This window comes from Methylophilus methylotrophus DSM 46235 = ATCC 53528, from assembly GCF_000378225.1.
Taxonomy (GTDB): domain Bacteria; phylum Pseudomonadota; class Gammaproteobacteria; order Burkholderiales; family Methylophilaceae; genus Methylophilus; species Methylophilus methylotrophus.
This window is the reverse complement of record NZ_KB905146.1, coordinates 91,643-117,028: the sequence shown is the minus strand read 5'-3', so window position 1 is coordinate 117,028 and position 25,386 is coordinate 91,643. Positions and strand designations below refer to the sequence as shown.

The 25,386-nt window shown below is 49.0% G+C and carries 22 protein-coding genes; 10 read left to right on the top strand and 12 right to left on the bottom strand.

Going from position 1 to position 25,386, the window contains the following annotated elements:
- Positions 1-6: 6 nt before the first annotated feature.
- The 4 genes from F463_RS0112370 to pip all read right to left on the bottom strand — a co-directional run bounded on the left by F463_RS0112370 (position 7) and on the right by pip (position 4,609).
- Complete coding sequence (locus F463_RS0112370) at positions 7-534, bottom strand: YfiR family protein (RefSeq protein ID WP_018987416.1); 528 nt, start codon at positions 532-534, stop codon at positions 7-9.
- Positions 535-737: 203 nt separating this feature from the next.
- Positions 738-2,243 (bottom strand): tetratricopeptide repeat protein, encoded by a 1,506-nt coding sequence (locus F463_RS0112365; protein ID WP_018987415.1) that lies wholly within the window; start codon positions 2,241-2,243, stop codon positions 738-740.
- 100 nt (positions 2,244-2,343) lie between these two features.
- On the bottom strand, positions 2,344-3,633 hold the full coding sequence (locus tag F463_RS0112360; RefSeq protein ID WP_018987414.1) for a YhjD/YihY/BrkB family envelope integrity protein: 1,290 nt from the start codon (positions 3,631-3,633) through the stop codon (positions 2,344-2,346).
- 25 nt (positions 3,634-3,658) lie between these two features.
- A complete protein-coding gene (pip, locus tag F463_RS0112355; RefSeq protein ID WP_018987413.1) occupies positions 3,659-4,609 on the bottom strand; it encodes a prolyl aminopeptidase in 951 nt (316 codons plus the stop codon).
- Between the two features lie 307 nt (positions 4,610-4,916).
- On the opposite strand from pip, the gene F463_RS0112350 reads away from it, so the two are divergent.
- The 5 genes from F463_RS0112350 (at position 4,917) to F463_RS0112330 (ending at position 10,671) form a co-directional block, all read left to right on the top strand.
- Positions 4,917-6,782 (top strand): PQQ-dependent dehydrogenase, methanol/ethanol family, encoded by a 1,866-nt coding sequence (locus F463_RS0112350; RefSeq protein ID WP_018987412.1) that lies wholly within the window; start codon positions 4,917-4,919, stop codon positions 6,780-6,782.
- A gap of 244 nt (positions 6,783-7,026) precedes the next feature.
- Positions 7,027-7,905 carry a quinoprotein dehydrogenase-associated putative ABC transporter substrate-binding protein gene (locus F463_RS0112345; RefSeq protein ID WP_018987411.1) on the top strand — a complete coding sequence of 293 codons (879 nt, stop codon included), beginning with the start codon at positions 7,027-7,029 and terminating at the stop codon, positions 7,903-7,905.
- A gap of 227 nt (positions 7,906-8,132) precedes the next feature.
- Complete coding sequence (locus F463_RS0112340) at positions 8,133-8,615, top strand: c-type cytochrome (protein WP_018987410.1); 483 nt, start codon at positions 8,133-8,135, stop codon at positions 8,613-8,615.
- Positions 8,616-8,758: 143 nt separating this feature from the next.
- Entirely contained in the window at positions 8,759-9,271 is a 513-nt protein-coding gene (locus F463_RS0112335) for a c-type cytochrome (RefSeq protein ID WP_081620826.1), read from the top strand.
- Between the two features lie 68 nt (positions 9,272-9,339).
- Entirely contained in the window at positions 9,340-10,671 is a 1,332-nt protein-coding gene (locus tag F463_RS0112330) for an NAD(P)/FAD-dependent oxidoreductase (protein ID WP_018987408.1), read from the top strand.
- A gap of 63 nt (positions 10,672-10,734) precedes the next feature.
- Here F463_RS0112330 and lplT read toward each other — a convergent pair whose 3' ends face one another.
- The 8 genes from lplT to moaA form a co-directional block, all read right to left on the bottom strand.
- On the bottom strand, positions 10,735-11,901 hold the full coding sequence (gene lplT / locus F463_RS0112325) for a lysophospholipid transporter LplT (protein WP_018987407.1): 1,167 nt from the start codon (positions 11,899-11,901) through the stop codon (positions 10,735-10,737).
- 21 nt (positions 11,902-11,922) lie between these two features.
- Positions 11,923-13,317: a PhoH family protein gene (locus tag F463_RS0112320; protein WP_018987406.1), complete on the bottom strand. Its 1,395-nt coding sequence runs from the start codon at positions 13,315-13,317 to the stop codon at positions 11,923-11,925.
- Positions 13,318-13,328: 11 nt separating this feature from the next.
- Entirely contained in the window at positions 13,329-13,790 is a 462-nt protein-coding gene (locus F463_RS0112315; RefSeq protein WP_018987405.1) for a peroxiredoxin, read from the bottom strand.
- A 95-nt stretch (positions 13,791-13,885) separates the two neighbouring features.
- Positions 13,886-15,361, bottom strand: coding sequence for a sensor histidine kinase (locus tag F463_RS0112310; protein WP_033413539.1), 1,476 nt, complete (start codon positions 15,359-15,361; stop codon positions 13,886-13,888).
- A gap of 8 nt (positions 15,362-15,369) precedes the next feature.
- Positions 15,370-16,152, bottom strand: coding sequence for an energy transducer TonB (locus F463_RS0112305; protein ID WP_026295563.1), 783 nt, complete (start codon positions 16,150-16,152; stop codon positions 15,370-15,372).
- A gap of 102 nt (positions 16,153-16,254) precedes the next feature.
- Entirely contained in the window at positions 16,255-17,520 is a 1,266-nt protein-coding gene (gene moeA / locus F463_RS0112300; RefSeq protein WP_018987402.1) for a molybdopterin molybdotransferase MoeA, read from the bottom strand.
- 2 nt (positions 17,521-17,522) lie between these two features.
- Positions 17,523-18,095, bottom strand: a complete 573-nt coding sequence (gene mobA, locus F463_RS0112295) for a molybdenum cofactor guanylyltransferase MobA (RefSeq protein WP_018987401.1) — start codon at positions 18,093-18,095, stop codon at positions 17,523-17,525.
- Positions 18,095-19,096, bottom strand: coding sequence for a GTP 3',8-cyclase MoaA (gene moaA, locus F463_RS0112290; protein ID WP_018987400.1), 1,002 nt, complete (start codon positions 19,094-19,096; stop codon positions 18,095-18,097). Before moaA ends, mobA begins: the two co-directional genes overlap by 1 nt.
- A 116-nt stretch (positions 19,097-19,212) precedes the next feature.
- On the opposite strand from moaA, the gene F463_RS0112285 reads away from it, so the two are divergent.
- The 5 genes from F463_RS0112285 to F463_RS0112265 are packed head-to-tail and all read left to right on the top strand — an operon-like array spanning position 19,213 to position 25,332.
- A complete protein-coding gene (locus F463_RS0112285) occupies positions 19,213-19,713 on the top strand; it encodes a formate dehydrogenase subunit gamma (protein WP_018987399.1) in 501 nt (166 codons plus the stop codon).
- Complete coding sequence (locus F463_RS0112280) at positions 19,706-21,271, top strand: formate dehydrogenase beta subunit (RefSeq protein WP_018987398.1); 1,566 nt, start codon at positions 19,706-19,708, stop codon at positions 21,269-21,271. Before F463_RS0112285 ends, F463_RS0112280 begins: the two co-directional genes overlap by 8 nt.
- 20 nt (positions 21,272-21,291) lie before the next feature.
- Positions 21,292-24,183, top strand: coding sequence for a formate dehydrogenase subunit alpha (gene fdhF, locus F463_RS0112275; protein ID WP_018987397.1), 2,892 nt, complete (start codon positions 21,292-21,294; stop codon positions 24,181-24,183).
- The gene (gene fdhD / locus F463_RS0112270) at positions 24,183-25,088 is read left to right on the top strand and encodes a formate dehydrogenase accessory sulfurtransferase FdhD (protein WP_018987396.1); all 906 of its coding nucleotides are present in this window, start codon (positions 24,183-24,185) and stop codon (positions 25,086-25,088) included. Before fdhF ends, fdhD begins: the two co-directional genes overlap by 1 nt.
- 25 nt (positions 25,089-25,113) lie before the next feature.
- A complete protein-coding gene (locus tag F463_RS0112265; RefSeq protein ID WP_018987395.1) occupies positions 25,114-25,332 on the top strand; it encodes a formate dehydrogenase subunit delta in 219 nt (72 codons plus the stop codon).
- The last annotated feature ends 54 nt before the right edge of the window (positions 25,333-25,386 follow it).

Sequence of the window (25,386 nt, the reverse complement as noted above, 5' to 3'; positions counted from 1 at the left end):
AGAACATTAATTGATGATATTAGTCGCCAGTTTGATCAGCCGTGTGTCAAAGACGAGGCCTGCCACTTTTGCTGAGGTGAGGTGCAGTGCGAACTGATAGTGTTTGTCCTGCTCACTGATTTCGACATGGCTGTATTCGGAAAATTGATTACTTCGATGGACCACGGTTAGTACAGAATCTTTTTGAATGATCTGTTGCAATTCTAGCGTTTTTTGTACGACATAGTCTTGAATAAATAACAGATTGCAACGTTTAACATCCGCAAGGGATTTTACTGTGACCAGAAAAATTTGCAGGTTTTGAAGCTTTTGTGATTCCAGTGTGGTGGCTTTTAGATGAGCAATGTCTTCTTCAAAGGCGCAAATGACGTATGTATCCTGTTGCGGTCGGTTCGGTGCCTGGCTCAGCAGCGCTAAATTGAAGATCAATTCACTCTTGGTTGCGCGCAAGTCTTCCGTTTGCGCTTGAGCCATATGAATGATGCCCATGCTGAGCAGGAATAATAATACACATGTCCGGCGAACTGAGCTCATATTGATCGGACTCCCTTAAGGTTGTTAATCGCGCGAATGGGGGAACTGCGGTTATGATGCCTGGGCCGCACTATACCCATAAAGCATCATACCTTGCGCCATGGAATCCACAATCCGCAAAACTGATAATTTCTGTATCGGTTTGATAAGGCGGTTTGCCTTCAGGTTAATCGGGGGAATGATTGGTATATTCACCAAGTGGTCTAGTACTGGTTTCTTGCGCTTACCAGATGTACTGCCGGTTTTAAATCAAACGCGACGCAAATGCGTTCCGCATCCGCATTAAATGGGATGGTTCTGTGAAACAGGGACGAGGGAAAAAGTACGATATCCCCTATATTGGGTTTGATAAAGCGCGTGGGAAAGTTGTTATGCAACTGGGGATAATGATCGCCATGGGTACCATATTCAAAGGCGCCTTCTCGTGGATCCAATGTTTGTGGCATCGCCAGGTAAACAGCGCCACTGATCCAGCCGATTTCATGAATATGCGCATCCAGGTGCCCCCCTTTTTGCATTTTTACATACCATGAACTGGTAAATTCCAGTGTGTCCGGAAAATGAGTGATCAGGGCGCACTCTGCATGTTGGAATTGGTCACGATATTGACGGAATTCCCGCTTTACCAATTCGCCCAATGTTCTGAAGGCTTCTTCGGGGCGTTTGAACAAATTGCCAGCGGACTGTTTGCCATTGGTTAGGCGTGCTTGCTTGCGTTCTGCGATGTCTGCTTGCGCAATGCTTTCCAGGAGTGCTGCTAATAGCGGGCTGCCAGGCGCTAGTTCTGGCAAGCTGCGGTGATAAACAAACGAGAGTCCATCAGGACAAAACTGGTAGGGGTCTGGTTCGCCATGATTAAGGCTGTAATGGGTGGATAATGTTGCAATAAATGGTGCGGTATGCGGGGCTTGCTTGATAATGTCGTCACGTAGTTGCTTGAAGGCGGCGAATTTTTCGGCCCGGTATAAGCAATAAAGCACGCGGGCTTGCCAGTCATCCAGCTGAGAAGCCTGGAAATGTGGGATCGCTTCTTCAAAGCGCTTGGCCAGATATAAAAACTCGCCCATGTTGTAATTGGCCCCCGGATGTTGTGGATTGCGCTGCAGGGCCTCTTGATAGTATTGCACCGCCTTGGACATATCGCCTTGGTCGCGCCAGGTTTCACCTAAGTTGTTATAGGCATCGGTGTAATTGGGGAACAGCATAATCGCACGCTCGTAGCTCTGCACAGCTGCCGACAGCTGTCCTTTATCACGCAATACTGTCCCCAGGTTGAAGTGACCTCGCGCGTCTTGCGGCTGGATACGCAATCCCTGTTGGTAACTTGCCATGGCCTCATCCAGGCGCCCCTGTTTTTGCAAGACCGTCCCCAGATTGCCATGTGCCTCAAAGAACTGCGGATTCAATGCAATCGCCTTGCGATAGGCCTGCTCGGCCGCTGGCAACGCATCCAATTGTGTTTGGACGATGGCATAGTTGAACCAAAGCTCTGCTGCTTTGGGGTTGAGTTGCAACGCTTTTTCATAGGCCTGGGCAGCCAGCACGTATTGCTGGGTTTGGTCGAGTGCTAATGCCAGCAGGTGGTGCAGAATAAATTCTCGTGGATATTGTGCAGCCAAAGGACGTGCGCGCTGAATCACGGTTTCAAATTGCCCGTGATTCAATTGTTGTATCAGTGTATTGATCTCTTGTGAAAGGGGAGCAGCCATGATTCGAAAATTCCAAAGATGGTTACAATTTTGTAACACATCTTACAATTTCGCAATGTTTGTCTGCATTGATTTGGCGCAAATATCGTTAGCACAACGGTTATATAGGCATCGCTGGCTTCACTTGCGCATGATGAGACAGTTGTTTTAGCAGACGCACTGCAATTTTCGGATCTTCAATGAGCAGGTTCTCCATGACGTCGGCCTCAATCTCTATCACGGAGGCTTGGGGCGAAACAACCACTGCGCTGGCGGTCACTGGCATGGATGAAAATAAAGCAATATCGCCAAAAAAATCACCATACTGCAGAATGCGCAATGTTTTATCGGTGCCATCTGCTTGCTGCTGGTTTAAATGTAGTGTGCCATCTATCACCATGTAGTAATGGTGGTTCGCATCACCTTCTTTAAACACATAATGACCCTCTGTATAAGTCTGGCCATAGGTCTGCATTAGCGCCTGCAAATAATGCTGCTGATTGGGAATGTCGTCGAACAGGCCTTTCAATAGCAAAACGTCTTTTTGCTTGAGAGTCACCATCAATTCAATGCCAATTAAAAATACGGCAAAATTCAGATATAGCCAACTGATGGAGATAAACATGGCTTTCATGCTGCCAAATACAGCCCCGAAGTTCTTGTTCAAACTCAAAAACAAGCCAAAAGCCGGCCGCATGAGCATCCATAGACTTGCAGTTAGAAAGGCTGAAAGCAAGAGGTGGCGCCAGTGTACCTGGAGCGGGGAAAACGCATGATAGAAGCCAGCAATCAGCAATGTCGTCAAGGTGAGTGAGAGGATGGAGCCGACATGGTTAATGAATGTTGCCGGGAGGTGGTTGGCTAAAAAAACAATCATGCTTTCCAGCACAAAGCCCGCAGCAGTAAATAAAAAAAAGACGAGTAGAACACCCAGCACGGCCAGCACATCATGAAATTTCTTATACCAGAACGAGTTGGCATCATTGCGGCTCGCAATCAGGTGAAAGCTTGATCGCATATAGGCTGCGAGGGGCGTAATCGTCCATAACAAGATCAGGAAACCAATCACTCCCCAGCCTGCCTTGGTGCGTGTATTGTGATAAACCTCGACCATGATGCGCTGGCTGAATTCAGGCAGCAGATTACTGGTGAGTATGGCCAGTTTTACAATGGCGTAATCAGATGAATACACTAGGTGGCTGATTAAAAAGAAAATCAGCACGATCAGCGGAATCAGGGCAAACAACGCATAGAAGGAGAGTGCGGCAGCCAGCCCCATCAAGCGGTGCCTGGTGACCCCTTGCAAGGTAGTATGAATGACAAATAGCGGCGTGCAGTAGCGATAAGACAATAGACGCTGTTTTGCACTTAGCCATTGCTGCAGCAACAGTTTCCATGACGCAGATTGCATAAAGTCCGTTCCACTTTGCGATCGATTATGCAGCCAACCGTTTATATTGCTCGGTCGCTGCCATTAAAGCCTGGCAGGTGCCAGGTTCCATTGCCGAATGTCCGGCATCGGGTACCATGACCAAAGTTGCATGCGGTAAGGCCTTTGCGAGCTCCCAGGCAGTCTGTGGTGGGCATACCATGTCATAACGGCCCTGTACAATGGTAGTCGGGATGTCAGCTAGCTGCTTGGCTGCAGTCTGTAACATCTCATCACCATCGACGAAACATAAATGTTGTATGTAGTGGATTTGCACCCTTGCGCGTGCCAATTCAATTGCGCCATTCACCTCAGCACTGTCCATCTTTGGAATCAGGCTCATGATGCTCGCTTCAAAAGCATTCCAGCTTATGGCTGCCGGAATGCTGATGGAGATATCTTCATCAAACACCAGGCTCGCGTAGTAATCCAGGATATTTTCCCGCTGGCTGGTGGGGACGGGTGCCAGCAAGGTCTGCCAGGCCTCCGGGAAAAATAGAGCCACCTGCCCGAGAAACCAGCGGATTTCATGTGGCCTGCTAAGAAATATGCCTCTTAACGTCAGGCTAACCACCGGCGAGGGGTGGGTGTTGGCATATGCCAGCGCGAGTGTACTGCCCCACGACCCACCAAATACATGCCAACGTTCTATCTCCAGGTAATTTCGTATGGTTTCAATATCTGCAACCAGGGCCTGGGTGTTGTTCTCTTTCGTTTCGCCAGCGGGCTGGCTACGGCCACAACCGCGCTGATCAAACAGGATAATCCGATAATGGTCCGGATCGAAAAAGCGCCTTTGAGCCGGATTGCATCCACTGCCGGGACCACCATGCAAGAAAATGACAGGCATGCCATGCGGATTGCCACATTCTTCTACATAAATAGAGTGTGTGGTTGTAACAGGAATGACAGTTTGGTTATAAGGCAGGCATTCGGGGTACAGAGAGGATGTTGTCATGGTTTATTTTCTTAACTATATGATTTTTATTGAGAAAAAATGAATAAAAAAGGTGGCAAAAAACTAACAAAAAATAATTAGAAAAAATTGTAACCAATTTGTAACCAAACTGTTGCAATTGAAAACAAATTGTTCTATATTGCAATCCTCACATGCGGGAAGTGATAAATTCCACGATCAGTCAGGAGTTTTTCCCTAACCATCAATGTGTAAAGTATGCGTAAAAATTTAATTGGGCTGATCCTAGTGTTGGCGAAATTAAATGTGTACTTATATTAAACCCTTAGTACTAACTTTGGAGATCAATATGCAAGTTAACAAAATCAAACTGGCCTTGGGTCTGGTGGCAGCATTGCCAATGGTTGCTTTCGCAGCTGCAGACCAAGAAGCTGCAATGAAAGATTCAAATAACTGGGTTCACCCACGTGGACAACATAACAACAACGGTTACAGCGCCTTGGCTCAAATCAACAAAGGCAACGTTAAAAACCTGAAAGCTGCTTGGACATTCGCGACTGGTGTAAACCGTGGTCACGAAGGTTCTCCAGTGGTTGTGGGCAACATGATGTATGTTCACACTGCTTTCCCAAACAACGTATATGCTTTGGACTTGAACGATAACCAAAAAATCGTTTGGTCTTATTTCCCTAAACAAGACCCAAGCGTTCAAGCAGTTCTGTGCTGTGACAACGTTTCTCGTGGTCTGGGCTACGGCGACGGTAAAATCTACCTGCAACAAAACGACGGTATGTTGGTTGCTTTAGATGCAAAAACTGGTGCTAAAGTATGGGATGTTAAAAACACTGATCCAAAAGTCGGTGCAACTAACACCAACGCGCCACACGTGATCAAAGACAAAGTATTGACCGGTTGTTCAGGTGCTGAATTCGGCGTACGTTGCTTTATCGCTGCATACAACATCAAAGACGGTTCCCTGGCATGGAAAGCTTACTCTACAGGCCCAGACAGCGAAGTATTGATCGGTGCTGACTTCAACAAAGAAAACCCATCTTACAATGCTCTGTCAGTTTACGAAGATGTAAACGGCGGTAACAAGCAAGGTGGTTCTTTCAAAAAATTGGCTAACGACAGCCTGAAAATTGGTGAAAAAGAACTAGGTACACGTACTTGGTTGAAACCACAAGCTGTGAAAGACGGCTGGCAGCATGGTGGCGGTTCCGTATGGGGCTGGTGGCCATATGATGCACGTACAAACCTGGTTTACTACGGTACTGGTAACCCATCCGTATGGAACCCAGATGTACGTCCAGGCGACAACAAATGGTCCATGACAATTTTTGCTCGTGATTTGGATACTGGCGTGGCTAAATGGGGCATGCAAATGACTCCACACGATGAGTGGGACTACGACGGTATTAACGAAGTGATCCTGTTCGACAAAGGTGGCAAAACATACGCATGGCACCATGACCGTAACGGTTTCATCTACACATGGCAAGCTGGTAACGGCACATTGGTAGCTGCTGAAAAAGTACACCCATTCGTTAACTGGGCAACTGATATTGACCTGAAAACAGGTGTGCCTAACAAACTGGCATCTGCTTCTACTCACCAAGACTACAACGCTAAGGGTGTTTGCCCAGCTGCTCTGGGTACTAAAGACCAACAGCCAGCTGCTTACTCTCCAAAAACTGGTCTGATGTACACACCATTGAACCACGTATGTATGACATACGAGCCAGTTGAATCCAAATACGTTGCTGGTCAACCATGGGTTGGTGCGACATTGACCATGTTTGCTGGTCCAGACGGCGTGATGGGTGGTTTCGGTGCTTACGACCCAATGACCAACAAAAAAGTTTGGTACAACAAAGAGAAGTTCTCTGCTTGGGGCGGTGCTCTGACTACAGCTTCTAACATCGTGTTCTACGGTACTCTGGATCGTTGGTTCAAAGCTGTTGATGCACAAAACGGTAAAGAACTGTGGAAATTCCAAGTTGGTTCTGGCGTGATTGGTAACGCATTCACATACGGCAACAAGGGTAAACAATACGTTGGCGTGCTGTCCGGTATCGGCGGTTGGGCTGGTGTTGCGATGAACCTGGGTATGACCAACGACACCGACGCGCTGGGTGCTGCTGGTGGCTACAAAGAGTTGACCAAGTACAACGCTGCTCCTGGCGGCGGTGCACTGAACGTTTTCTCACTGTAATTTGAGCTAGTCTTAAGTTACACGTAGTAATACGTTGACTCCTTAACACCCTGCTTCGGCAGGGTGTTTTTTTTCATGAATATCATGATTCAAAACAAGAGGAATAAAATTAAATGTGTTTTGGCTACAAATGAAAACGCATTCACGATAAGATGATTCACTTTGTCGTTGATTGGTAGAACTTTTGAGTGAGACCAGGCTCCAAAAACGACAGGAAACAATCACAAAAAAGGATGAAGTCAAAATGAGAATTACATGGAATATTGTGGGTGCGTTTGCGATGATGTTTGCCACACAAAGTGTGGTGTTTGCCGAAGAAATTGACATCCCGTCCATTAATCCGGACGAAGGCCGTATCGGTGAAATACGTCGTGTCGCGGATGAGTCAGAGTTCAAGGTCTGTTCGGACCCAGATAATATGCCTTACTCCAATTTAAAGCTCGAAGGCTTTGAAGACAAGATTGCGAAAGTGCTGGCTGATGATCTCGGTAAGAAATTGACCTTTCAATATGCATACAATCGCCAAGGCTTTTTGCGTAATACCATCAATGCGATGCGATGTGATGTGATTATTGGTATGACCTCTGACTTTGATGGCTTGAGAACCTCCAAGCCTTACTATCGTTCCGGCCATGTGTTTGTCTGGCGTAAAGACAGTAACTACGACATTAATAACTGGGATTCCCCAGATCTGAAAAAGGGCATCATCGGTATTGTTGACAAGAGTCCAGCAACCATTCCGTTGAATGATTATGGCTTGATGACGAATGCACGCCCATATCGTTTGCAACGTGACCTGAATTTGCCAACCAGCTTTATTATCGATGACTTGGTCAAGGGTGATATTGATGTTGCCGTTATGTGGGGGCCGATTGCAGGTTATTTTGCCAAGCAATCCAAAGTGCCTTTAGAGGTGCGCCTGATTCCTGAATACAACAAGGTGAACCTCAAGGGTAAGGAATACTGGAACATTTCGGTCGCAGTGCGTATGAAGGACAAGGATCGTATCAAGATGATCAACGAAGCGCTCGAGCGTAATAAGGACAAGATTGATGCGATCCTGAAAGATTACGGCATTCCAACAGTGCCAGTAGTTGAAGGTGATAGTGTGTATAAAAAGTAACATGCATGGCGGAAAAGTTTCAAAAACAGGCAGTCACTGATGACAATCTAAAAAAAACACAGTAGAATCATTGGCTTGTTTTGAGATGGCTGAGTGAAAGTTTCTGTACAGAGATTCGGAAATATTCGTCAACCGTTTCTGGAACGATTCGTTAAATGAGCATACGTTAATATTTTGGTTGGGATGGATGTTAACGTCGCTCATTTTGTTTAGGATTAGGAGAAAACATGTTAGGCAACACTTTTAAATCAGCATTGTTGATTTCCTTGATGGCATTTGCCACGGGTGCAATGGCTGATATTACATTTTCAGCTACTCAAGACGGCTCAACCATCAACATCGACAAAGCAATGTTTGATACAGACGCTGCTAAAGAATTCTTGGCGACTGGTAAAAACCCATACATCGGTAACGAAGAGGCTATTAAAAAAGGCAAGAAAATTTTCAATATGTACTCTTGCGTGGCCTGCCACGGTGGTAAAGGTGAAGGTGCTGTAGGCCCAGGCTTGATTGGTGCAAACTTCCGTTATGCAAAAAACGCAACGAACAAAGGGATGTTTGAAACAATCTGGCACGGTACCAACGGTGGTATGGGTGCTAAAGGCTTTGGCCTGATGGCTCCAGATGACGGCATCAAACCTGATGAATTGCTGAAGGTGATTGCTTACATTCGTAGCAACAGCAACGTAGGCATGACAGGTAACGAGTAAATTCGTTGCGAATAAAACGGTCACTGAGGTGACCGTTTTTTGTTTTTGTGGCACAATAAATGCAGTCGGTTTGATTATAAAAAACAATTAAAAACCGTTTTATTTCAAAGAACATTTGGATACATGGAAAGATGGGGGTAAAGATGAGAAATATGCTTTTAACGGCATTGCTGGCGACATTGGTGGTGGCATGTAGTAAGGATGGCCAGTCATCTGGTGCAGCTGCGAATACAGGTGGCGATGTGAAGGCTATCCAGTTTGTGGCAACGCAGGATGGTCAGCCTCTGGAAATTGATCAAAAAATGTTTGATACACCGGCCGCCAAGGAATTTTTGGCTACTGGTAAAAACCCTTATATTGGCAACGAAGAGGCCATCAAAGAAGGGAAGAAAAAGTTTAACCTGTTTTCGTGTGTGGCTTGCCATGGCGGACACGGTGAGGGCGCAGTGGGTCCTGGCTTGATAGGTGAGAATTTCCGCTACGCTAAAAATGCAACCAATAAAGGTATGTTTGAAACCATTTGGCATGGCACCAATGGTGGGATGGGCGCGAAAGGATTTGGCCTGATGGCACCCGATGATGGATTGAAGCCAGATGATGTATTGAAAGTCATCGCCTTTATCCGTAGCCATGCCAAAATTACTGGTAACGAATAACGGTATTTTGAAGTGTTGTGCGCGCTTGGCAGTACGGCAGGCGCGCTTTTTTATTGAAGGATCGAAGCGTGAGCGTAACAGACGAAAATGATTTACACCATGTCATCATTGTTGGTGGCGGTGCTGGTGGCCTGGAGTTAGCGACCAAACTGGGTGATTCACTGGGCAAAAAGAAAAAAGCCCGTATTACGCTGATAGATGCCACCAGGACCCATGTTTGGAAGCCATTGCTGCATGAAATCGCAGCTGGCAGCATGGACCCGGATCGGCATGAGCTGGAGTATTTGGCTCAGGCACACTGGCATCATTTTAAATTCCGTCTGGGGCGTATGGATGGGCTGGATCGTAGCACTCGCGAAGTATTCTTGGCACCAGTTCATGACGAAGATGGTAATGAGATTATTGCGCGCCGTTCATTTAAATACGATACATTGATTATTGCAGTGGGTAGTACGACCAATGATTTTGGAATCAAAGGCGCGCGTGAGTATTCGATGGCCTTAGATACCCAGGAACAAGCGCAGAAATTCCATCGATATCTGCATAATGCCTTATTGCGTGCCCAGACACAGCCAGAGCCGTTGAAACCCGGTCAGCTGGAAGTTGCGATTGTAGGTGCCGGAGCTACCGGCGTTGAGCTGGCTGCTGAGCTGCATAACACTACTCGTGAGCTGGCCGCTTATGGGCTGGACAAAATTGATGCAGACCGTGATGTTAAGATCTCACTAATTGAAGCTAGCGACCGAATCTTGCCTGCTTTGCCGCCAAAATTATCTTATGCGGTAGATGTCGAATTGCGTAAGTTGCGCGTCAACGTTTTTACCGGTGAGCGTGTCACTGAGGTCTCACCCAAAGGCATCACAACGCACAGTGGCCGTACAATTCCGGCCGAACTGGTGGTATGGGCCGCGGGGATTAAAGCACCTGACTTTTTGAAGGATATTGATGGTCTGGAAACTAACAGAATTAATCAGTTGGTTGTAAACCAAAACCTGCAAACGACACGTGATGAAAATATTTTTGCGTTTGGTGATTGTGCTGCTTGTCCATGGTTGGGTCATGATACGACGGTCCCGCCACGTGCGCAGGCCGCACATCAGCAGTCTTCCTTGCTGGTAAAAACAGTGAAGGCACGTGTCGCTGGTAAATCGCAATTGCCTGAGTTCCATTACCATGATTATGGTTCATTGGTGAACCTGGGTAAATACTCAACGGTTGGTAGCCTGATGGGGGCTGTGGCTGGTGGCAGCATGTATATTCAAGGGCTGTTTGCGCGTGTGATGTATCGCTCGTTATACAAAATGCACTTGATGGCTTTGCATGGCATTCTTGCAGTGATTGTACATACCATAGGCCGTATCATTTCAAGACGTACTGAACCGCATGTAAAACTGCACTAAAACTAGGCTAAATAAAAGGGCGCTTTGAGCGCCCTTTTATTTATTAGCAGTTCCTTGTTAATCTCAATGTTTAATCTGTTTTCGGTAGACCACTGTAATGAGGGACATGCTTATTATGATAAATACGCCGAAGATAGCTACGATGGTATTGATGTCAAGTTTGGCCCCCACCATCCAGGTATAAGCGCCCAATAGTAACAGTATGCCTATGTTTTCGTTGAAGTTTTGCACAGCTATTGAATGCCCGGCACCCAGCAAATGATGTCCTCTATGCTGTAAAAGGGAGTTCAGCGGTACCAGGAAGTAACCTGACAGGATGCCGATAACGAAGAGTAGCAGTCCTGCAAGTATGGGGCTGTGGATGACTATCATGCTCATGACCAATATTCCCATATAAATACCGGCAGGCAGGACCTTGACCGCGTTTTCCAATTGGACATAACGCGACGCAACCACCGAGCCAACTGCGATACCGACTGCCAGAATGGCAATCAGATAAGTGGCTTGCTGCTGTGAAAAGCCTAGCCTGATATCTGCCCACTGCAATACTACAAATTGTAATGTGGCGCCTGCGCCCCAAAATAATGTTGTCACTGCCAGCGAAACTTGGCCTTGTGGATCTTTCCAGAGTGTAATAAACGCGTGCCAGAAGTCTTTGAGTAAAAACCGCAAGGTCTTTTGTTCAACCTGATGGTCGATAGGTACTTTGGGAATGTAATAATTAAACCCGGCCGCAAGTAAATACAGCAGCATGATGAATGCGATGCCGATGTAGGGGTTGTTGGCTGAAAGGGTGGATCCAAGCACTGGCCCCAAGATAATGGCGGTCACAGTCGTGCCTTCCATCCATGCATTAGCCTTGATCAGCAAGTGGGAGGGCAGCATCTCCGTGAGGATGCCGTATTTGGCAGGGGAGTAAGCTGCCGCACCAACACCAACCATAGCATAGGCATACAGAGGTGGTACGCCTATCAGTGCCATGAAACAGCCAATAAACTTCAGGCCATTGCTCAGGAACATGACGCGTCCTTTGGGCAGGGCATCGGCAAATGGGCCGACAAAAGGCGCCAGCAGGATGTAGGAGATGACAAAGAACTCCCGCAGCAACGGTTCGTGCCAGCTAGGCGCATTGAGTTTGGCCAGCAAGGCAATCGCTGCAAACAGGAGCGCATTGTCTGCGATTGCCGATAGGAATTGGGCAATCAGTAAGGTATAAAAGCCTTTAACCATGACAAACGAGCAGACGAGTGTCTACAAGACCTCTGCCGCAAAGTCTGCCAGGCGTGAGCGCTCACCTCTAACCAGCGTAATGTGGCCGTTATGCGACCAGTTCTTGAAGCGGTCCACCACATAAGTCAGGCCAGAGCTGCCTTCGGTGAGGTAAGGCGTATCAATTTGGGCAATGTTACCTAAACAAACGACTTTAGTACCCGGGCCCGCACGCGTAATCAGTGTTTTCATCTGCTTGGGGGTGAGGTTCTGCGCTTCGTCGATAATCAGAAACTTGTTAAGGAAGGTGCGGCCACGCATGAAATTCAGTGACTTGATTTTTATGCGTGTACGGATCAGGTCTTGTGTCGCCGCGCGACCCCATTCACCAACATCTTCATCCGTTTTGTTCAGCACGTCGAGGTTGTCTTCGAGCGCTCCCATCCATGGTGCCATTTTTTCTTCTTCCGTGCCTGGCAAGAAACCGATATCTTCGCCGACCGGAACGGTGACGCGAGTCATAATGATTTCGGAGTAGCGTTTCTTGTCCAGTGTTTGCGTCAGCGCAGCTGCCAGTGTCAGCAGGGTTTTACCGGTACCGGCCTGACCCAGCAAGGTGACAAAATCAATCTCAGGATCCATTAGCAAATTCAGGGCGAAATTCTGCTCACGATTGCGGGCGGTGATCCCCCAAACGCTGTGTTTAGGATTCTGGTGATCCTGTATCACTTCCAACACGGCAGAGTTGTCTTCAATTTTGCGTACGATGGCATGGAACGGTTTGTTGTATTCGTAAAACACAAACTCATTGACTAGCAGCGACTTGACGATAGGCCCGCTGATTTTATAGAACATGCGGCCGGACTCTTGCCAGGAATGCATATCCTTGCTGTGGGATTCCCAGAAGTCTTCTGGCAACTCGCGTAAGCCGGTATACAGCATGTCGCTGTCTTCCAGCACCTTGTCATTGAAGTAATCTTCAGACGGCACGCCCATGGCACGGGCTTTAATCCGGATATTGATATCCTTGCTGACAAGGATCACACTGCGTTTAGAGTGCTGTTTTTTCAGTGCCAGAGCGACACCGATAATCTGGTTATCCGCCTTGCTGCCTGCGAGGCCTGGCAGGTCTGTCGGTACATGTTCCATCTGGAAGAACAGCTTGCCAGTGAGATGGCGGTTACCCTGGATGCCGAGAGGACAACCTTCTTCCAGTTTATCTGTCTCTATACTGCCGATGATTTCTTCCAGAAAGCGGCTGGCCTGGCGCGCGTTGCGGGCGACTTCGGTTAATCCCTTTTTATTGTTGTCTAGTTCTTCCAATGTCACCATTGGCAAATAAACGTCATGCTCTTCAAACCTGAATAACGACGATGGGTCGTGCATCAGGACATTAGTATCAAGAACAAACAGCTTGGTGTGTGGAGCACGTGCCATAGAAAATCACTTTATGAGTGGGAAGACTGGATGCTGGCATATACCTCAGCGGCATGACCATCCACTTTGACACCCCGCCACTCGCGGACGATGATGCCTTGTGGGTTAACAAGAAATGTACTGCGCTCAATGCCACGTACCTGTTTACCGTACATGTTTTTCATTTTGATCACATTGAACGCCTGGCAAGCGGTTTCTTCGCTGTCAGAAATCAATTCGAAAGGAAAACTGTACTTGGCCTTGAAATTTTCATGGGATTTCAGGCTGTCGCGTGAAATGCCAAAGATGACAGCATTGGCTGCGGCAAACTGATCATGCATATCGCGGAACTGCATGCCCTGTGTGGTACAGCCGGGCGTTGCATCTTTGGGGTAAAAATAGAGAACAAGAAACTTACCCGAATAGTCTTTGCTATTAAATTGCAGGCTGGAGGTAGCCGGTAAGGAGAGTTCTGGAACAGGTGAATTCAACATAGTAGTCATGACAATCACTTAATCACATTGTTGATAAAAATACAAAATTAAGCAAGCACAAAACGCAAATTTCATTGCAGTGGTTGGTAGGCATATTACTGTGGCAATGTAATGGTAATGCGAGTGCCTCTACCCGCATCGCTTTCAAAGGACATGGCGCCCCCCAGTTCTTCGCAGACCTTGAACGCAAACGGAATGCCCAGGCCGGTACCGAATCGTTTGGTTGTTGGTCCTGGGGTGAGGGCATGTGGATCTGGTTTAAACGGCATGCCCGGCCCCTGGTCAATCATCACCAGCGTTAAAAGATTATTCGCCAGGCTGCACAAAATCTTGATTTCAGCGCCTTTGGGCGATGCTTCAGCTGCATTGAGAAGCAGGTTATAGAGCATTTGTTCCAGCAAGTGCTCGTCGGTGAGGATCAGCTGTTTGACGTTTGCACTGTCTTCTATGATTGCGATCTGCTTTTCGTCGAGTTTGGGTTGCAAGGTCGAAACGGCTCCCTGCACAATAGAAGACAGTAGCAACTGGTTGAGCATGGGTTTGATCGGATGCAGGTAAGACAGCAGGCTGCCAGTCCACCGCTCCAGGCGATCTACCGTGTGCATAATCCCTTGGATGGACTCCTGCGTATCTTTATCCAGCAGCGGGTCATCAATCACTTGTGCCGTGGCACGGATGCTAGCCAGTGGATTGCGGATGTTGTGGGCGAGCATGGGGACCAGTAAGCCAAGCGCGGCCTGTTTTTCACTTTTAACCAGTGCGTCGCGGCTGGCGGCCAGGTCTTCAGCCATTTTATTGATTTCCCGGGAAAGGACTGCCAGTTCTTCTGCGCCAGCTTCCGGCACCTGGTGGCTAAGATTGCCAGCACTGATGGCATTGGTAGCTTGCATGATGTCATTAATCGGCCTGACAATAGAGTTTTTCAAAATCCGACGGGAATAGACAATCAGGATGCAGCCAAGTATCAATGGCATGGAGAGTACGGCAATTGAGTTGCTTCTGGCATCATCCAGCCTGTGTTTGATTTCCTCCTGTTTGACCATGAGCAGGTATTCTGCCCGCTTGGAAACCTCCTCGTAATGCCGGAATATCCCGGTTTCAATATCCTGGTAAATAGACTTTTGTGCTTTGCGGTTAGGATTGTTTTGATAGCGATAGAACAGAGCGGGCGCTTCGTTCACCAGGCTGCGGTATTTGCGCTCGATTTCCATGAGTGCTTCGCGCTCCTGCTGATCAATTGCAATGTTTTGGAGACGTTCCAGATGCGCAAGGATGGATGTGGTGTATTGGTTGTATTCATGCAAGGCATTTTCTTCCTGCAAGAAAAAAGCGTCGAATAATTCCTTGGTTTGCCGGTAAAGGTCACCACGCACCAGGTAAATTTCCTGAATCACGAAATTAATGCGCTGTGATTGCGCGGATGCTTTGTCCCATAGGTAAATACCATAGCCGCCACTGGCGACGGCCAGAATGATAAGGGCAATGAAATACAAGTCATGAAATAATAGCAGGTACCGGAGCGGCTTGTCGTGAGCACCGTGAGCTGATGAAGATGTACGCTGAAAAAACATGACAGGAGTTAACTGGTCAATTTGAAGCTGACCGTGACAATAATATTATTGATTTTGCCACGCAGTATTTCGTTGAAATGCGGCTTTAACTGAGACTTTTGCGCAGCTGTCATTGCTGCATCATCAATGGCTTTGTTACCACTGGACTCCACGATTTCGATGCCAGTGATATTGCCGTGGTCATCAATGTTGATGCTTAACTTTACGTCTCCCTCAATACCCCTGTCTTGGGCGATTCTGGGGTAGCGCTGGTTTTTCTTGAGCTCTCTATGGGCTGCATTTCTGAAGGCATTGCGTGCCGCTTCAATATCACCTTCACTAGGGCCTGCTTTGACGGGTTCAGGTGGGGGTGCTGGCGGAGCCGGGGGCGGAACGACCACTTCCGGTCTTGCTTCGCTGACGGTCGGTTTGGCGGCAATCACTGGTGGTGTGGGGGACTCAACAGCCGGGCGAGGTGTTTCCACGACAGGCTCGGGGACTGGTGTGGGTTTTTGCGGTACCGGCTCTTGTTTAGTCGGTTTGGGCTCTTGCTTCACCGGTGTGGGCTTCGGCTTGGGAGGCTCTGGGAGCGGCTTGGGTGGTGTAGGCTCAGGCTCGGCCGCGGGCTGCACAGGCACTGGCGGCTGCTCTTTCACCAGCTCAATACGGAGTTCCTGCTTTTTTGGTGGCGGTAGGTCATAGTCTGGCTTGTTCAGCGTAAACATGAACAATGCGTGTATCAGAAGGGAAGCAACCAGGCACCACTCTAATAAATGATTGAACTGTTTTGACTCTTTTAAAACGGCTTGCACGCCACTATCCTTAATCATTAACCCCCACCGCGACCCATAACTATAAGCTATTTTTGATAGTTGTTGCCAGCGTGAGCAGCGAATCCAGGTTTAGAAAGTGGTTTAGCAAATACCGTAAAAGGGTTGAACCTCGACCTGCGAGCCAGCCTTTATCGTGCCTGATTGTTCATCCAGCACAATAAAGCAATTGGCCTGGCTCATGCTGCTTAATATGCCTGAACCTTGTTCGCCCGTCGTTTTTACCTTCCAGTCAGATCCTTCCTTGAAGAGGATGCCGCGTTGAAACTCAGTGCGCCCTGGGGCTTTTTTGATGGCAGTCACACACTCCACCTTGAATGAAGGAACGAGGGTACTGCTGGATCCCATCAAACATTTCAGCGCTTCCTGTACAAACTGGTAAAACGTCACCATGGTAGATACCGGATTGCCTGGCAAACCAAAATAATGAGACTGGCCAATTTTGCCATAAGCGAGCGGGCGGCCCGGTTTCATATTGATTTTCCAGAACAGGACTTGCCCGTGTTTGGCCAACAGTTGCTTCATGAAGTCTGCCTCACCGACAGAGACGCCGCCACTGGTGATAACCACATCATGTTCCGCCGCTGCCTGTAGCAGTGTTTTTTCTAATGCATCTGGGTCGTCGGCTACATTTCCCAAATCATGCACATCTACCCCCAGTGCCTGCAACATGCCCCATAAGCTGTAGCGGTTGCTGTCGTAAATCTGGCCTGTTTGCAAGGGCTTGCCGACACTGACCAATTCATCGCCAGTGCTGAAAAAAGCGACTTTTAGTTGGCGATAAACTTGAATCTCTGCGATACCCAGCGAGGCCAGTAGGCCCATGTCGGCCGCATGCACTTGATGGCCGCGGCATAGCACCGTTTGCCCGATGGCGATATCTTCTCCAGCCAGGCGGATATTTGCACCCAGCGGTGGGGCCTTGCTCAGCATCACCAGGTCGTCTTGTATGGAAGTATGTTCCTGCATGACCACGGTATCTACGCCAGCAGGAATCACAGCACCTGTCATGATTTTGATGCAACCACCTGCAGGTAGTGAACCGGTAAATGGACTGCCAGCCAGCGCTGTGCCAGCTATTTTCAAGGGCTGTGCCGCCTCGGCATGCCTGAAGGCAAAACCATCCATTGCGGAATTGTTGTGCCCTGGTACATTGATGGCAGAAGTAATGGGGGCGGCGAGCGTACGGCCCAAAGACTGCTTGATCGCAATGGTCTCGATTTCCTGCACGGGAGACAGAAATTGCTGGATATACTGGCGCGCTTGCGTCACTGACATGGCATTTGGGTCATAGTCGTCCGCGCAAGAAGGGTTGCTAGCCAGCTGCTGTAAAAGATCTTGATTATTCATACTCACGCCTGTTGAAGCTGGTTGATGTTAGTAAACGCTTGCTCATCCCTGAAGTCCACAAATACATGCGGATGCCTGTCTTGCCATGCACTGACACGGCGCTGGCCGCTTTGCAGAAAAACATCCAGATCATTGCCCAATTGACGTGGCATGAGGCAAAACACGGGATGCGTGCCGGTGGCACTTCGGGCAATGGCTAGCATGGAGGGCGGATGGGTGAGGGTTTGCATGGTTTGTATGGCCTGCCTCAGCCGATTTGCCAGGTCCGAGGGCAGTAAAGGCGAATCACAAGGCACACTGAGTATCCAGTCATGCTTTGCATGGCGCATGCCAGCCTGCATGCCAGCCAGCGGGCCATCAAACTGGTCGGTCTCATCGGTGATCACGGGAACACCATATTGTTCATAGCGGTCCAGGTTTCGATTGGCGTTAATCATGACTTGATCGACTTGAGGCGTAATGCGGGATAGTACATGTTCAATCATGGGCTGGCCTTGATAATCTACCAGCCCTTTATCCATGCCCCCCATACGCATACCGCGGCCACCGGCCAGAATCACTGCGGTAATCTGCATCAACCACCTGTATGAGACATAAAACGTACAACCGCAGGCGCTGCTCGGCGCAAATCAAAGTCATGCCCTTGTGGTTTGATACGCATGCCATGCAATATGGCATCAACTAATGGCTGGTCGTCATCAGGATGGTCGCGCAGCAAGGGCATCAGATTCACCTGGTGATCTTGCCCCAAGCACAGGAAAAGCTCTCCTTGGCAAGTGATACGCACACGGTTGCAACTTTCGCAGAAGTTATGGCTATGCGGGGAAATAAACCCAATTTTGGTGGCATGACCATTGACTTGCCAATAACGGGCCGGGCCACCTGTACGGTGCGTGCTAGGTGTGAGTGAGAACTTACTTTTTAATAGGGCCAGGGTGTCTGAATTACTGACGCAGCTTTGTTCACGGTCATGATTCACTTCGCCCAAAGGCATTTCTTCAATAAAACTGATGTCCACCTGTTTGTGAATGGCAAAGCTCACCAATGATTCTGCTTCGTCGTCATTGATGCCGCGCATTAAGACTGTATTAATCTTGATATTGTCAAAACCAGCTGCGATGGCGGCGTCCAGACCACTCAATACTTTTGGTAGTTCACCTACGCGTGTGATGTTTTTAAAACGCGCGTCTTGCAGGCTATCAATGGAAATATTAATGCGTTTGACGCCGGCATTTTTTAAGTTAACAGCGTACCTATCTAATTGGCTGCCATTGGTGGTAAGAACACACTCGTCCAGTCCTGGTAAATGGCCGATTTCTTCAAACAGCCACATGGCGTTTTTGCGTACCAGGGGTTCGCCTCCGGTAATGCGAACTTTGCGTACGCCCATACGGACAAAGAGTTTAACAAGGCGTGCACATTCTTCGAGTGACAGGACTTGCTCGCGTGGCAAAAAAGTCATGTCTTCTGCCATGCAATATTGGCAGCGGAAATCACAACGATCTGTGATCGACAGGCGGATATAATCCACACGTCGGCCAAACTGGTCTATCAATTGTGAAGGAATGTTGGTCATTGTTGGTGTGACTGGTGAACGTCTAAAGTAATTCGTATTTTATGCCCTTTTTGTGCTTTCACAAGGCATAAATAGAGGATATGATTCGAGGAAGGTAGAATGTAACTGAATTGTAAATGGTTGGATGTGAGGTCGGTTTGGATAACACATTAAGCAATGAGCAACACGCGCAAATACAAGCGCATATTCAAGCACACCAGCATGTGCCAGGCGGGTTAATGCCTTTGTTACATGCGATTCAGGACGATATTGGCTATGTCCCTGAGCTGGTGTATCCCGAGATTGCCAAAGCGCTGGCCCTGTCAGTGGCAGAGGTCCATGGCGTCGTCACTTTTTACCATCATTTCCGTACCCACCCCATCGGTAAACATGTTTTGCAGGTTTGCCGTGCGGAGTCCTGCCAGTCCATGGGTTCCGAAAAAATGGAGGCTGAACTCAAAGCAAAACTCGGTGTGGATTACCATCAGACCACTGCTGACGGTAGTGTGACTCTATTACCTGTCTATTGCCTGGGGAACTGTGGCTGTTCGCCAGCCGTGATGCTCGACGATGAAGTCTATGGGCGCATGAATACAGAAAAAGTGACCGAGTTGATTGCAGAGGTGTGCCATGGTTAAGGTCTATGTGCCCATTGATTCGGCGGCGCTTTCTTTGGGTGCTGAGCGCACTGCAAAAAGAATCGTTCAGGAAGCGCAAACGCGTGGAATACAGGTTGAATTGGTTCGCAACGGTTCGCGAGGCTTGTTCTGGCTCGAGCCGCTGGTTGAAGTAGAGACTGCACAAGGTCGAGTGGCTTTCGGTCCGGTGCAACCCAAAGATGTGGCCAGCTTGTTCGTTGCCGCTTTCACTGACGCGTTGTCTGATAGTGCCAGGGCGCATCCTTTATATTTGGGTCTGACAGATGAAATAGCCTGGCTCAAAAAGCAACAGCGTTTGACCTTTGCGCGTGTGGGTATTATCGATCCGTTATCCCTGGAAGACTATCTTGCGCATGATGGCTATCAAGGCCTTAAAAATGCGCTTGCCATGACGGGTGCCGACATTGTTAAAGCGGTGACAGATTCAGGCTTGCGCGGCCGTGGCGGCGCAGCTTTCCCGACAGGGATCAAATGGAATACTGTGCTCAATGCGCCAGCAGAGCAAAAGTATGTGGTCTGTAATGCCGACGAGGGTGATTCAGGGACTTATTCAGACCGCATGATCATGGAAGACGATCCTTTTGTCTTGATTGAAGGCATGACTATTGCCGGTATTGCAGTGGGTGCCACACAAGGCTATATCTATCTGCGCAGCGAATATCCGCATGCGCTGAAAACGCTCAATGAAGCCATCCGCAAAGCCAATCTGCAAGGGTATTTAGGCGAAAATATTCTCGGTTCTGGCCATAGTTTCCATCTTGAGGTGCGTAGGGCGGCTGGTGCCTATGTCTGTGGCGAAGAAACCTCCTTGCTCGAAAGCCTGGAAGGTAAGCGTGGCCTGGTGCGTTTCAAACCACCGCTCCCTGCGATAGAAGGTTTGTTTGGTAAGCCCACCATTGTCAATAATGTGATTTCACTGGCTACGGTGCCGATTATTTTAGATAAGGGCGCGCAATATTATGCCGATTATGGCATGGGCCGTTCGCGCGGTACCTTGCCTATCCAGTTGGCAGGCAATCTCAAGCAAACTGGCCTGGTTGAGCTGGCTTTTGGTGCTACCTTGCGCGAGTTGCTGTATGAATTTGGCGGTGGTTCCGCCTCCGGTCGGCCTATCCGAGCAGTACAAGTCGGTGGGCCGTTAGGTGCTTACTTGCCTGAGAGCCAGTTTGATACGCCGCTGGACTACGAAGAGTTTACCAAGATATGGGCGGTGCTGGGCCATGGCGGTATTGTCGCCTTTGATGATAGCGTGGATATGGCCAAAATGGCGCGCTATGCCTTCGAGTTTTGTGCTGAAGAAAGTTGTGGCAAATGTACGCCGTGCCGCATAGGTTCTACGCGCGGCGTTGAAGTCATGGACAAGATAGTGCTTGGCAAAAACCATCCGCAAAATGTGCAATTGCTGCGCGATTTGTCCGATACCATGCTCAATGGTTCGTTGTGTGCACTAGGTGGCATGACGCCGTATCCGGTGCTGAGTGCCTTGAATCATTTCCCTGAAGATTTTGGTCTAAGCAATAAAGAAGCTGCTGCCTGAGGGTAGCAAAGGAAGACATTATGGACGACATCAAATACTCATCTTCCCAGCCACAGATGCCGAAGTATGATCCTGATAAGGATTACGGCACACCGAAGTCTGACAGTGCCACCATGGTGACCCTGAACATTGACGGCGTGGATGTGACAGTGCCAGACGGGACTTCCATCATGCACGCAGCCCAACTGGGAGGTGTCACCGTTCCCAAGTTGTGTGCCACTGACTCTTTAGAGCCTTTCGGTTCCTGCCGTTTATGCCTGGTCGAGATCGAAGGCCGGCGCGGCTACCCGGCTTCTTGTACCACGCCTGTTGCCCCCGGGCTTAAAGTCAAAACCCAGACGCCCAAACTGGCAGATGTTCGTCGCGGCGTCATGGAATTGTATATCTCTGACCATCCGCTGGACTGTCTGACCTGCGCTGCCAATGGCGACTGCGAATTGCAGGACATGGCTGGCGCTGTCGGTTTGCGCGAAGTGCGTTATGGCTATGAAGGTGAAAATCACATTGGCCAGGCCAAGGATGAGTCCAATCCTTATTTCACGTTTGACCCCTCTAAATGTATCGTCTGCTCACGCTGTGTGCGTGCCTGTGAAGAAACTCAGGGGACTTTTGCGCTCACGATCCAGGGGCGCGGTTTTGAAAGCAAGGTCTCTGCCGGTAATAAGGATTTCCTCGACTCGGAATGTGTCTCTTGCGGTGCCTGCGTACAGGCATGCCCTACGGCCACCCTGATGGAAAAAACCGTGATTGAGGCCGGTACGCCAGAACACAAAATCACCACCACCTGTGCTTATTGCGGCGTTGGTTGCAGCTTTGATGCCGAAATGAAAGGTGAGCAGGTCGTGCGCATGACGCCTAGCAAAGAGGGTGGTGCCAACCATGGTCATAGCTGTGTAAAAGGCCGTTTTGCTTGGGGCTATGCGACCCACGCTGACCGCATTACCACGCCTATGATACGCAAAAGCATTCATGACCCCTGGCAAAAAGTCGGTTGGGATGAGGCAATTAATTACGCTGCCAGCGAAATCAAGCGCATTCAGGCTCAATATGGCAAGGAGGCCGTCGGTGGGATCACTTCCAGCCGTTGCACCAATGAAGAAGTGTATGTGACACAAAAGCTGATCCGTGCCGTGTTTGGGGTGAATAATGTGGATACCTGTGCGCGTGTTTGCCATAGCCCGACTGGCTATGGCCTCAAGCAGACCCTGGGCGAATCAGCCGGGACACAAACGTTTGATTCTGTCATGAAGTCTGACGTGATTTTTGTCATGGGCGCCAACCCCACTGATGGCCACCCGGTATTTGCTTCTATCATGAAGCGCCGCTTGCGTGAAGGGGCCAAGCTGATTGTGGTTGATCCACGTGAAATTGACCTGGTGGATAATTCCCCGCATGTGCGTGCTGATTATCACCTCAAATTGCGTCCTGGCACCAACGTGGCCATGATTTCTGCGATTTCACATGTGATTGTGACTGAAGGCCTGGTACAGGAAGAGTTTGTGAAAGCCCGTTGCGAGTGGGACTCTTACGTTGCCTGGCGTGACTTTGCTGCCAAGCCGGAAAACTCCCCGGAAGCGCTGGAAAAAGAATTAGGCGTGCCAGCAAATGATGTACGCGAAGCGGCACGTTTATATGCAACAGGCGGTAATGCTGCCATTTATTATGGCCTGGGTGTCACCGAACATAGCCAGGGCTCCACCACTGTGATGGGGATTGCCAACTTGGCGATGGCAACCGCGAATATTGGCCGCGAAGGCGTAGGGGTGAATCCATTGCGTGGTCAAAACAATGTACAAGGGTCTTGTGACATGGGCTCCATGCCGCATGAGTTTCCTGGCTACCGTCATGTTTCTGACGATGCAACACGCGCCCAGTTTGAACAAGCGTGGGGCGTGACACTGAGTGCTGACCCTGGTTTGCGTATCCCCAATATGCTGGACCTGGCTGTGGAAGGTAGCTTTAAAGCGGTTTATTGTGTAGGCGAAGATATTGCACAATCTGATCCTGATACCCAGCACGTGACACATGCGCTGGAAAACATGGAGTGCGTCATTGTGCAGGATTTGTTCCTGAACGAAACTGCCAAGTTCGCCCACGTTTTTTTCCCAGGCGCCTCTTTCCTTGAGAAAAACGGCACATTCACCAATGCCGAGCGCCGTATTTCACCTGTGCGCAAAGTGATGACGCCAAAAAATGGCATGGAAGACTGGGAGATTACTGCTAAATTCTCAGAGGCCTTGGGTTACCCCATGCATTACGCACATGCCAGTGAAATCATGGATGAGATTGCCGCTCTGACGCCGACCTTTACCGGTGTCAGCTTCAAAAAACTGGATGAACTGGGCAGTATCCAGTGGCCATGTAATGACGAAGCCCCTACGGGGACGCCAACCATGCATGTGGATGAGTTTGTACGTGGTAAAGGCAAGTTCTTTATTACCCAGTATGTGCCCACCACTGAGCGCGTCAACCAGAAATACCCCCTGATCCTGACCACCGGCCGTATCCTGTCGCAATATAACGTGGGTGCGCAAACCCGCCGTACGCATAACGTGGCATGGCACCATGAGGATTTGATTGAAATTCATCCGCATGACGCCGAAGACCGGGGCATTGCTGAAGGCGATTGGGTGGGCATTACCAGCCGTGCCGGGCAGACGGTATTACGGGCCAAGATTACCGATCGCGTGCAGCCAGGCGTGGTGTATACCACTTTCCACCATCCTGAGTCTGGTGCCAATGTAATTACTACAGACAACTCCGACTGGGCGACCAATTGCCCTGAATACAAAGTGACTGCCGTGCAGGTGTCCAAAGTCAACCAGCTGTCTGATTGGCAGAAGCAGTACCGTTCGTTTAGTGATACACAAATTGAACTGTCAGGGATGGATCCGCAAACGGTTGTTTCTTGATGGCAGTGGAAGTCTTAAACGAGCAGGATTGTGCGCTGCCTGACAGTCAAGAATGGCAGCCTATTCTTGCAGAGCAGGCAGCGGCTACGGTGATCGTCACGCGATGGCGTGAAGATCAATCCACCACTGTGGCAGATGCGTTGGCGCAGGAAGTACCTGTTGCGCTGATATATAACGGTATTTCGTATGTAGTGATGCTGGCAACACCGGCGGATCTTGAGGATTTTGCTTATGGTTTTTCATTTACTGAAGGCATTATCACTGAACGCGGCCAAATCTATGGCGTAGAAGCCAGAGCATTGACGCAGGCAGATGGTCAATTGCAAGGAATAGAACTGCATATTGACCTGGCGACAGAGCAATTTGTCGCGCTCAAGGCACAGCGGCGCAATTTAACCGGTCGCACCGGATGTGGGTTGTGTGGTGCCGAGAGTTTGCAGCAGGTTTTTAAACAACCCATGCCAGCCAGTGGCCCTCTGGTGTCACTGTCATTAACCGCGCTAGAGGCCGCATTGGATGGATTGAAGACCCGTCAGCCGCTACAGCTGCTGACGGGTGCTACGCATGCGAGCGCTATCGCAGATGCACACGGGCAAGTGGTATGCGTGCGGGAAGATGTTGGCCGCCACAATGCGCTTGATAAACTGATAGGTGGCTTGTTGCGTCAAGGCCATGATTTTTCCGTATTCTGGGCGACGCATTGGGTATTAACCACCAGCCGTGCAAGTTACGAAATGGTTCAGAAAGTGGCTGTCTGTGGCGGAAGGGCATTGGTTGCATTGTCAGCCCCGACAGCGCTTGCTGTCAGTTTGGCAAATGAATATGATTTTTTGCTGGTTGGATTTGCTAGAGCCACGCAATGTGTCGTGTATAGCGGGGAATTGCGTGACCATCGTAAGCGTTGAAAGTCGCTAGAAAGAGTAAGCAAGTATGGAAGTGGAAAAGTTAATCAAAATGGCCAACCAGATTGGCGATTTTTTTGAGGCAAATCCAGATGTTGAAGAGGCAAAGCGGGAAATTGCCAGTCACCTGAAGAAGTTTTGGAATTCGATCATGATTAAAACTCTGGTGGCGCATGTGCAGCAACAGCAGGGGCAGGGTTTGCATCCCAAAGTGATTGCTGCGATTCAGCAACATTTGCATCTCTGAATTGGCGTTAACAATAAGCAATTATCGCAGCAAGGCTGTTATTACCTAGCTACA

Coding starts and splice junctions, on each gene's coding strand:
- F463_RS0112345 (WP_018987411.1), top strand. CDS start 7,027: ATGAGAATTACATGGAATATTGTGGGTGCGTTTGCGATGATGTTTGCC.
- F463_RS0112285 (WP_018987399.1), top strand. CDS start 19,213: ATGGTTGGATGTGAGGTCGGTTTGGATAACACATTAAGCAATGAGCAA.
- F463_RS0112350 (WP_018987412.1), top strand. CDS start 4,917: ATGCAAGTTAACAAAATCAAACTGGCCTTGGGTCTGGTGGCAGCATTG.
- pip (WP_018987413.1), bottom strand. CDS start 4,609: ATGACAACATCCTCTCTGTACCCCGAATGCCTGCCTTATAACCAAACT.
- F463_RS0112265 (WP_018987395.1), top strand. CDS start 25,114: ATGGAAGTGGAAAAGTTAATCAAAATGGCCAACCAGATTGGCGATTTT.
- lplT (WP_018987407.1), bottom strand. CDS start 11,901: ATGGTTAAAGGCTTTTATACCTTACTGATTGCCCAATTCCTATCGGCA.
- F463_RS0112360 (WP_018987414.1), bottom strand. CDS start 3,633: ATGCAATCTGCGTCATGGAAACTGTTGCTGCAGCAATGGCTAAGTGCA.
- F463_RS0112320 (WP_018987406.1), bottom strand. CDS start 13,317: ATGGCACGTGCTCCACACACCAAGCTGTTTGTTCTTGATACTAATGTC.
- F463_RS0112370 (WP_018987416.1), bottom strand. CDS start 534: ATGAGCTCAGTTCGCCGGACATGTGTATTATTATTCCTGCTCAGCATG.
- fdhF (WP_018987397.1), top strand. CDS start 21,292: ATGGACGACATCAAATACTCATCTTCCCAGCCACAGATGCCGAAGTAT.
- F463_RS0112315 (WP_018987405.1), bottom strand. CDS start 13,790: ATGTTGAATTCACCTGTTCCAGAACTCTCCTTACCGGCTACCTCCAGC.
- fdhD (WP_018987396.1), top strand. CDS start 24,183: ATGGCAGTGGAAGTCTTAAACGAGCAGGATTGTGCGCTGCCTGACAGT.
- moaA (WP_018987400.1), bottom strand. CDS start 19,096: ATGACCAACATTCCTTCACAATTGATAGACCAGTTTGGCCGACGTGTG.
- mobA (WP_018987401.1), bottom strand. CDS start 18,095: ATGCAGATTACCGCAGTGATTCTGGCCGGTGGCCGCGGTATGCGTATG.
- moeA (WP_018987402.1), bottom strand. CDS start 17,520: ATGAATAATCAAGATCTTTTACAGCAGCTGGCTAGCAACCCTTCTTGC.
- F463_RS0112340 (WP_018987410.1), top strand. CDS start 8,133: ATGTTAGGCAACACTTTTAAATCAGCATTGTTGATTTCCTTGATGGCA.
- F463_RS0112365 (WP_018987415.1), bottom strand. CDS start 2,243: ATGGCTGCTCCCCTTTCACAAGAGATCAATACACTGATACAACAATTG.
- F463_RS0112310 (WP_033413539.1), bottom strand. CDS start 15,361: ATGTTTTTTCAGCGTACATCTTCATCAGCTCACGGTGCTCACGACAAG.
- F463_RS0112335 (WP_081620826.1), top strand. CDS start 8,759: ATGAGAAATATGCTTTTAACGGCATTGCTGGCGACATTGGTGGTGGCA.
- F463_RS0112280 (WP_018987398.1), top strand. CDS start 19,706: ATGGTTAAGGTCTATGTGCCCATTGATTCGGCGGCGCTTTCTTTGGGT.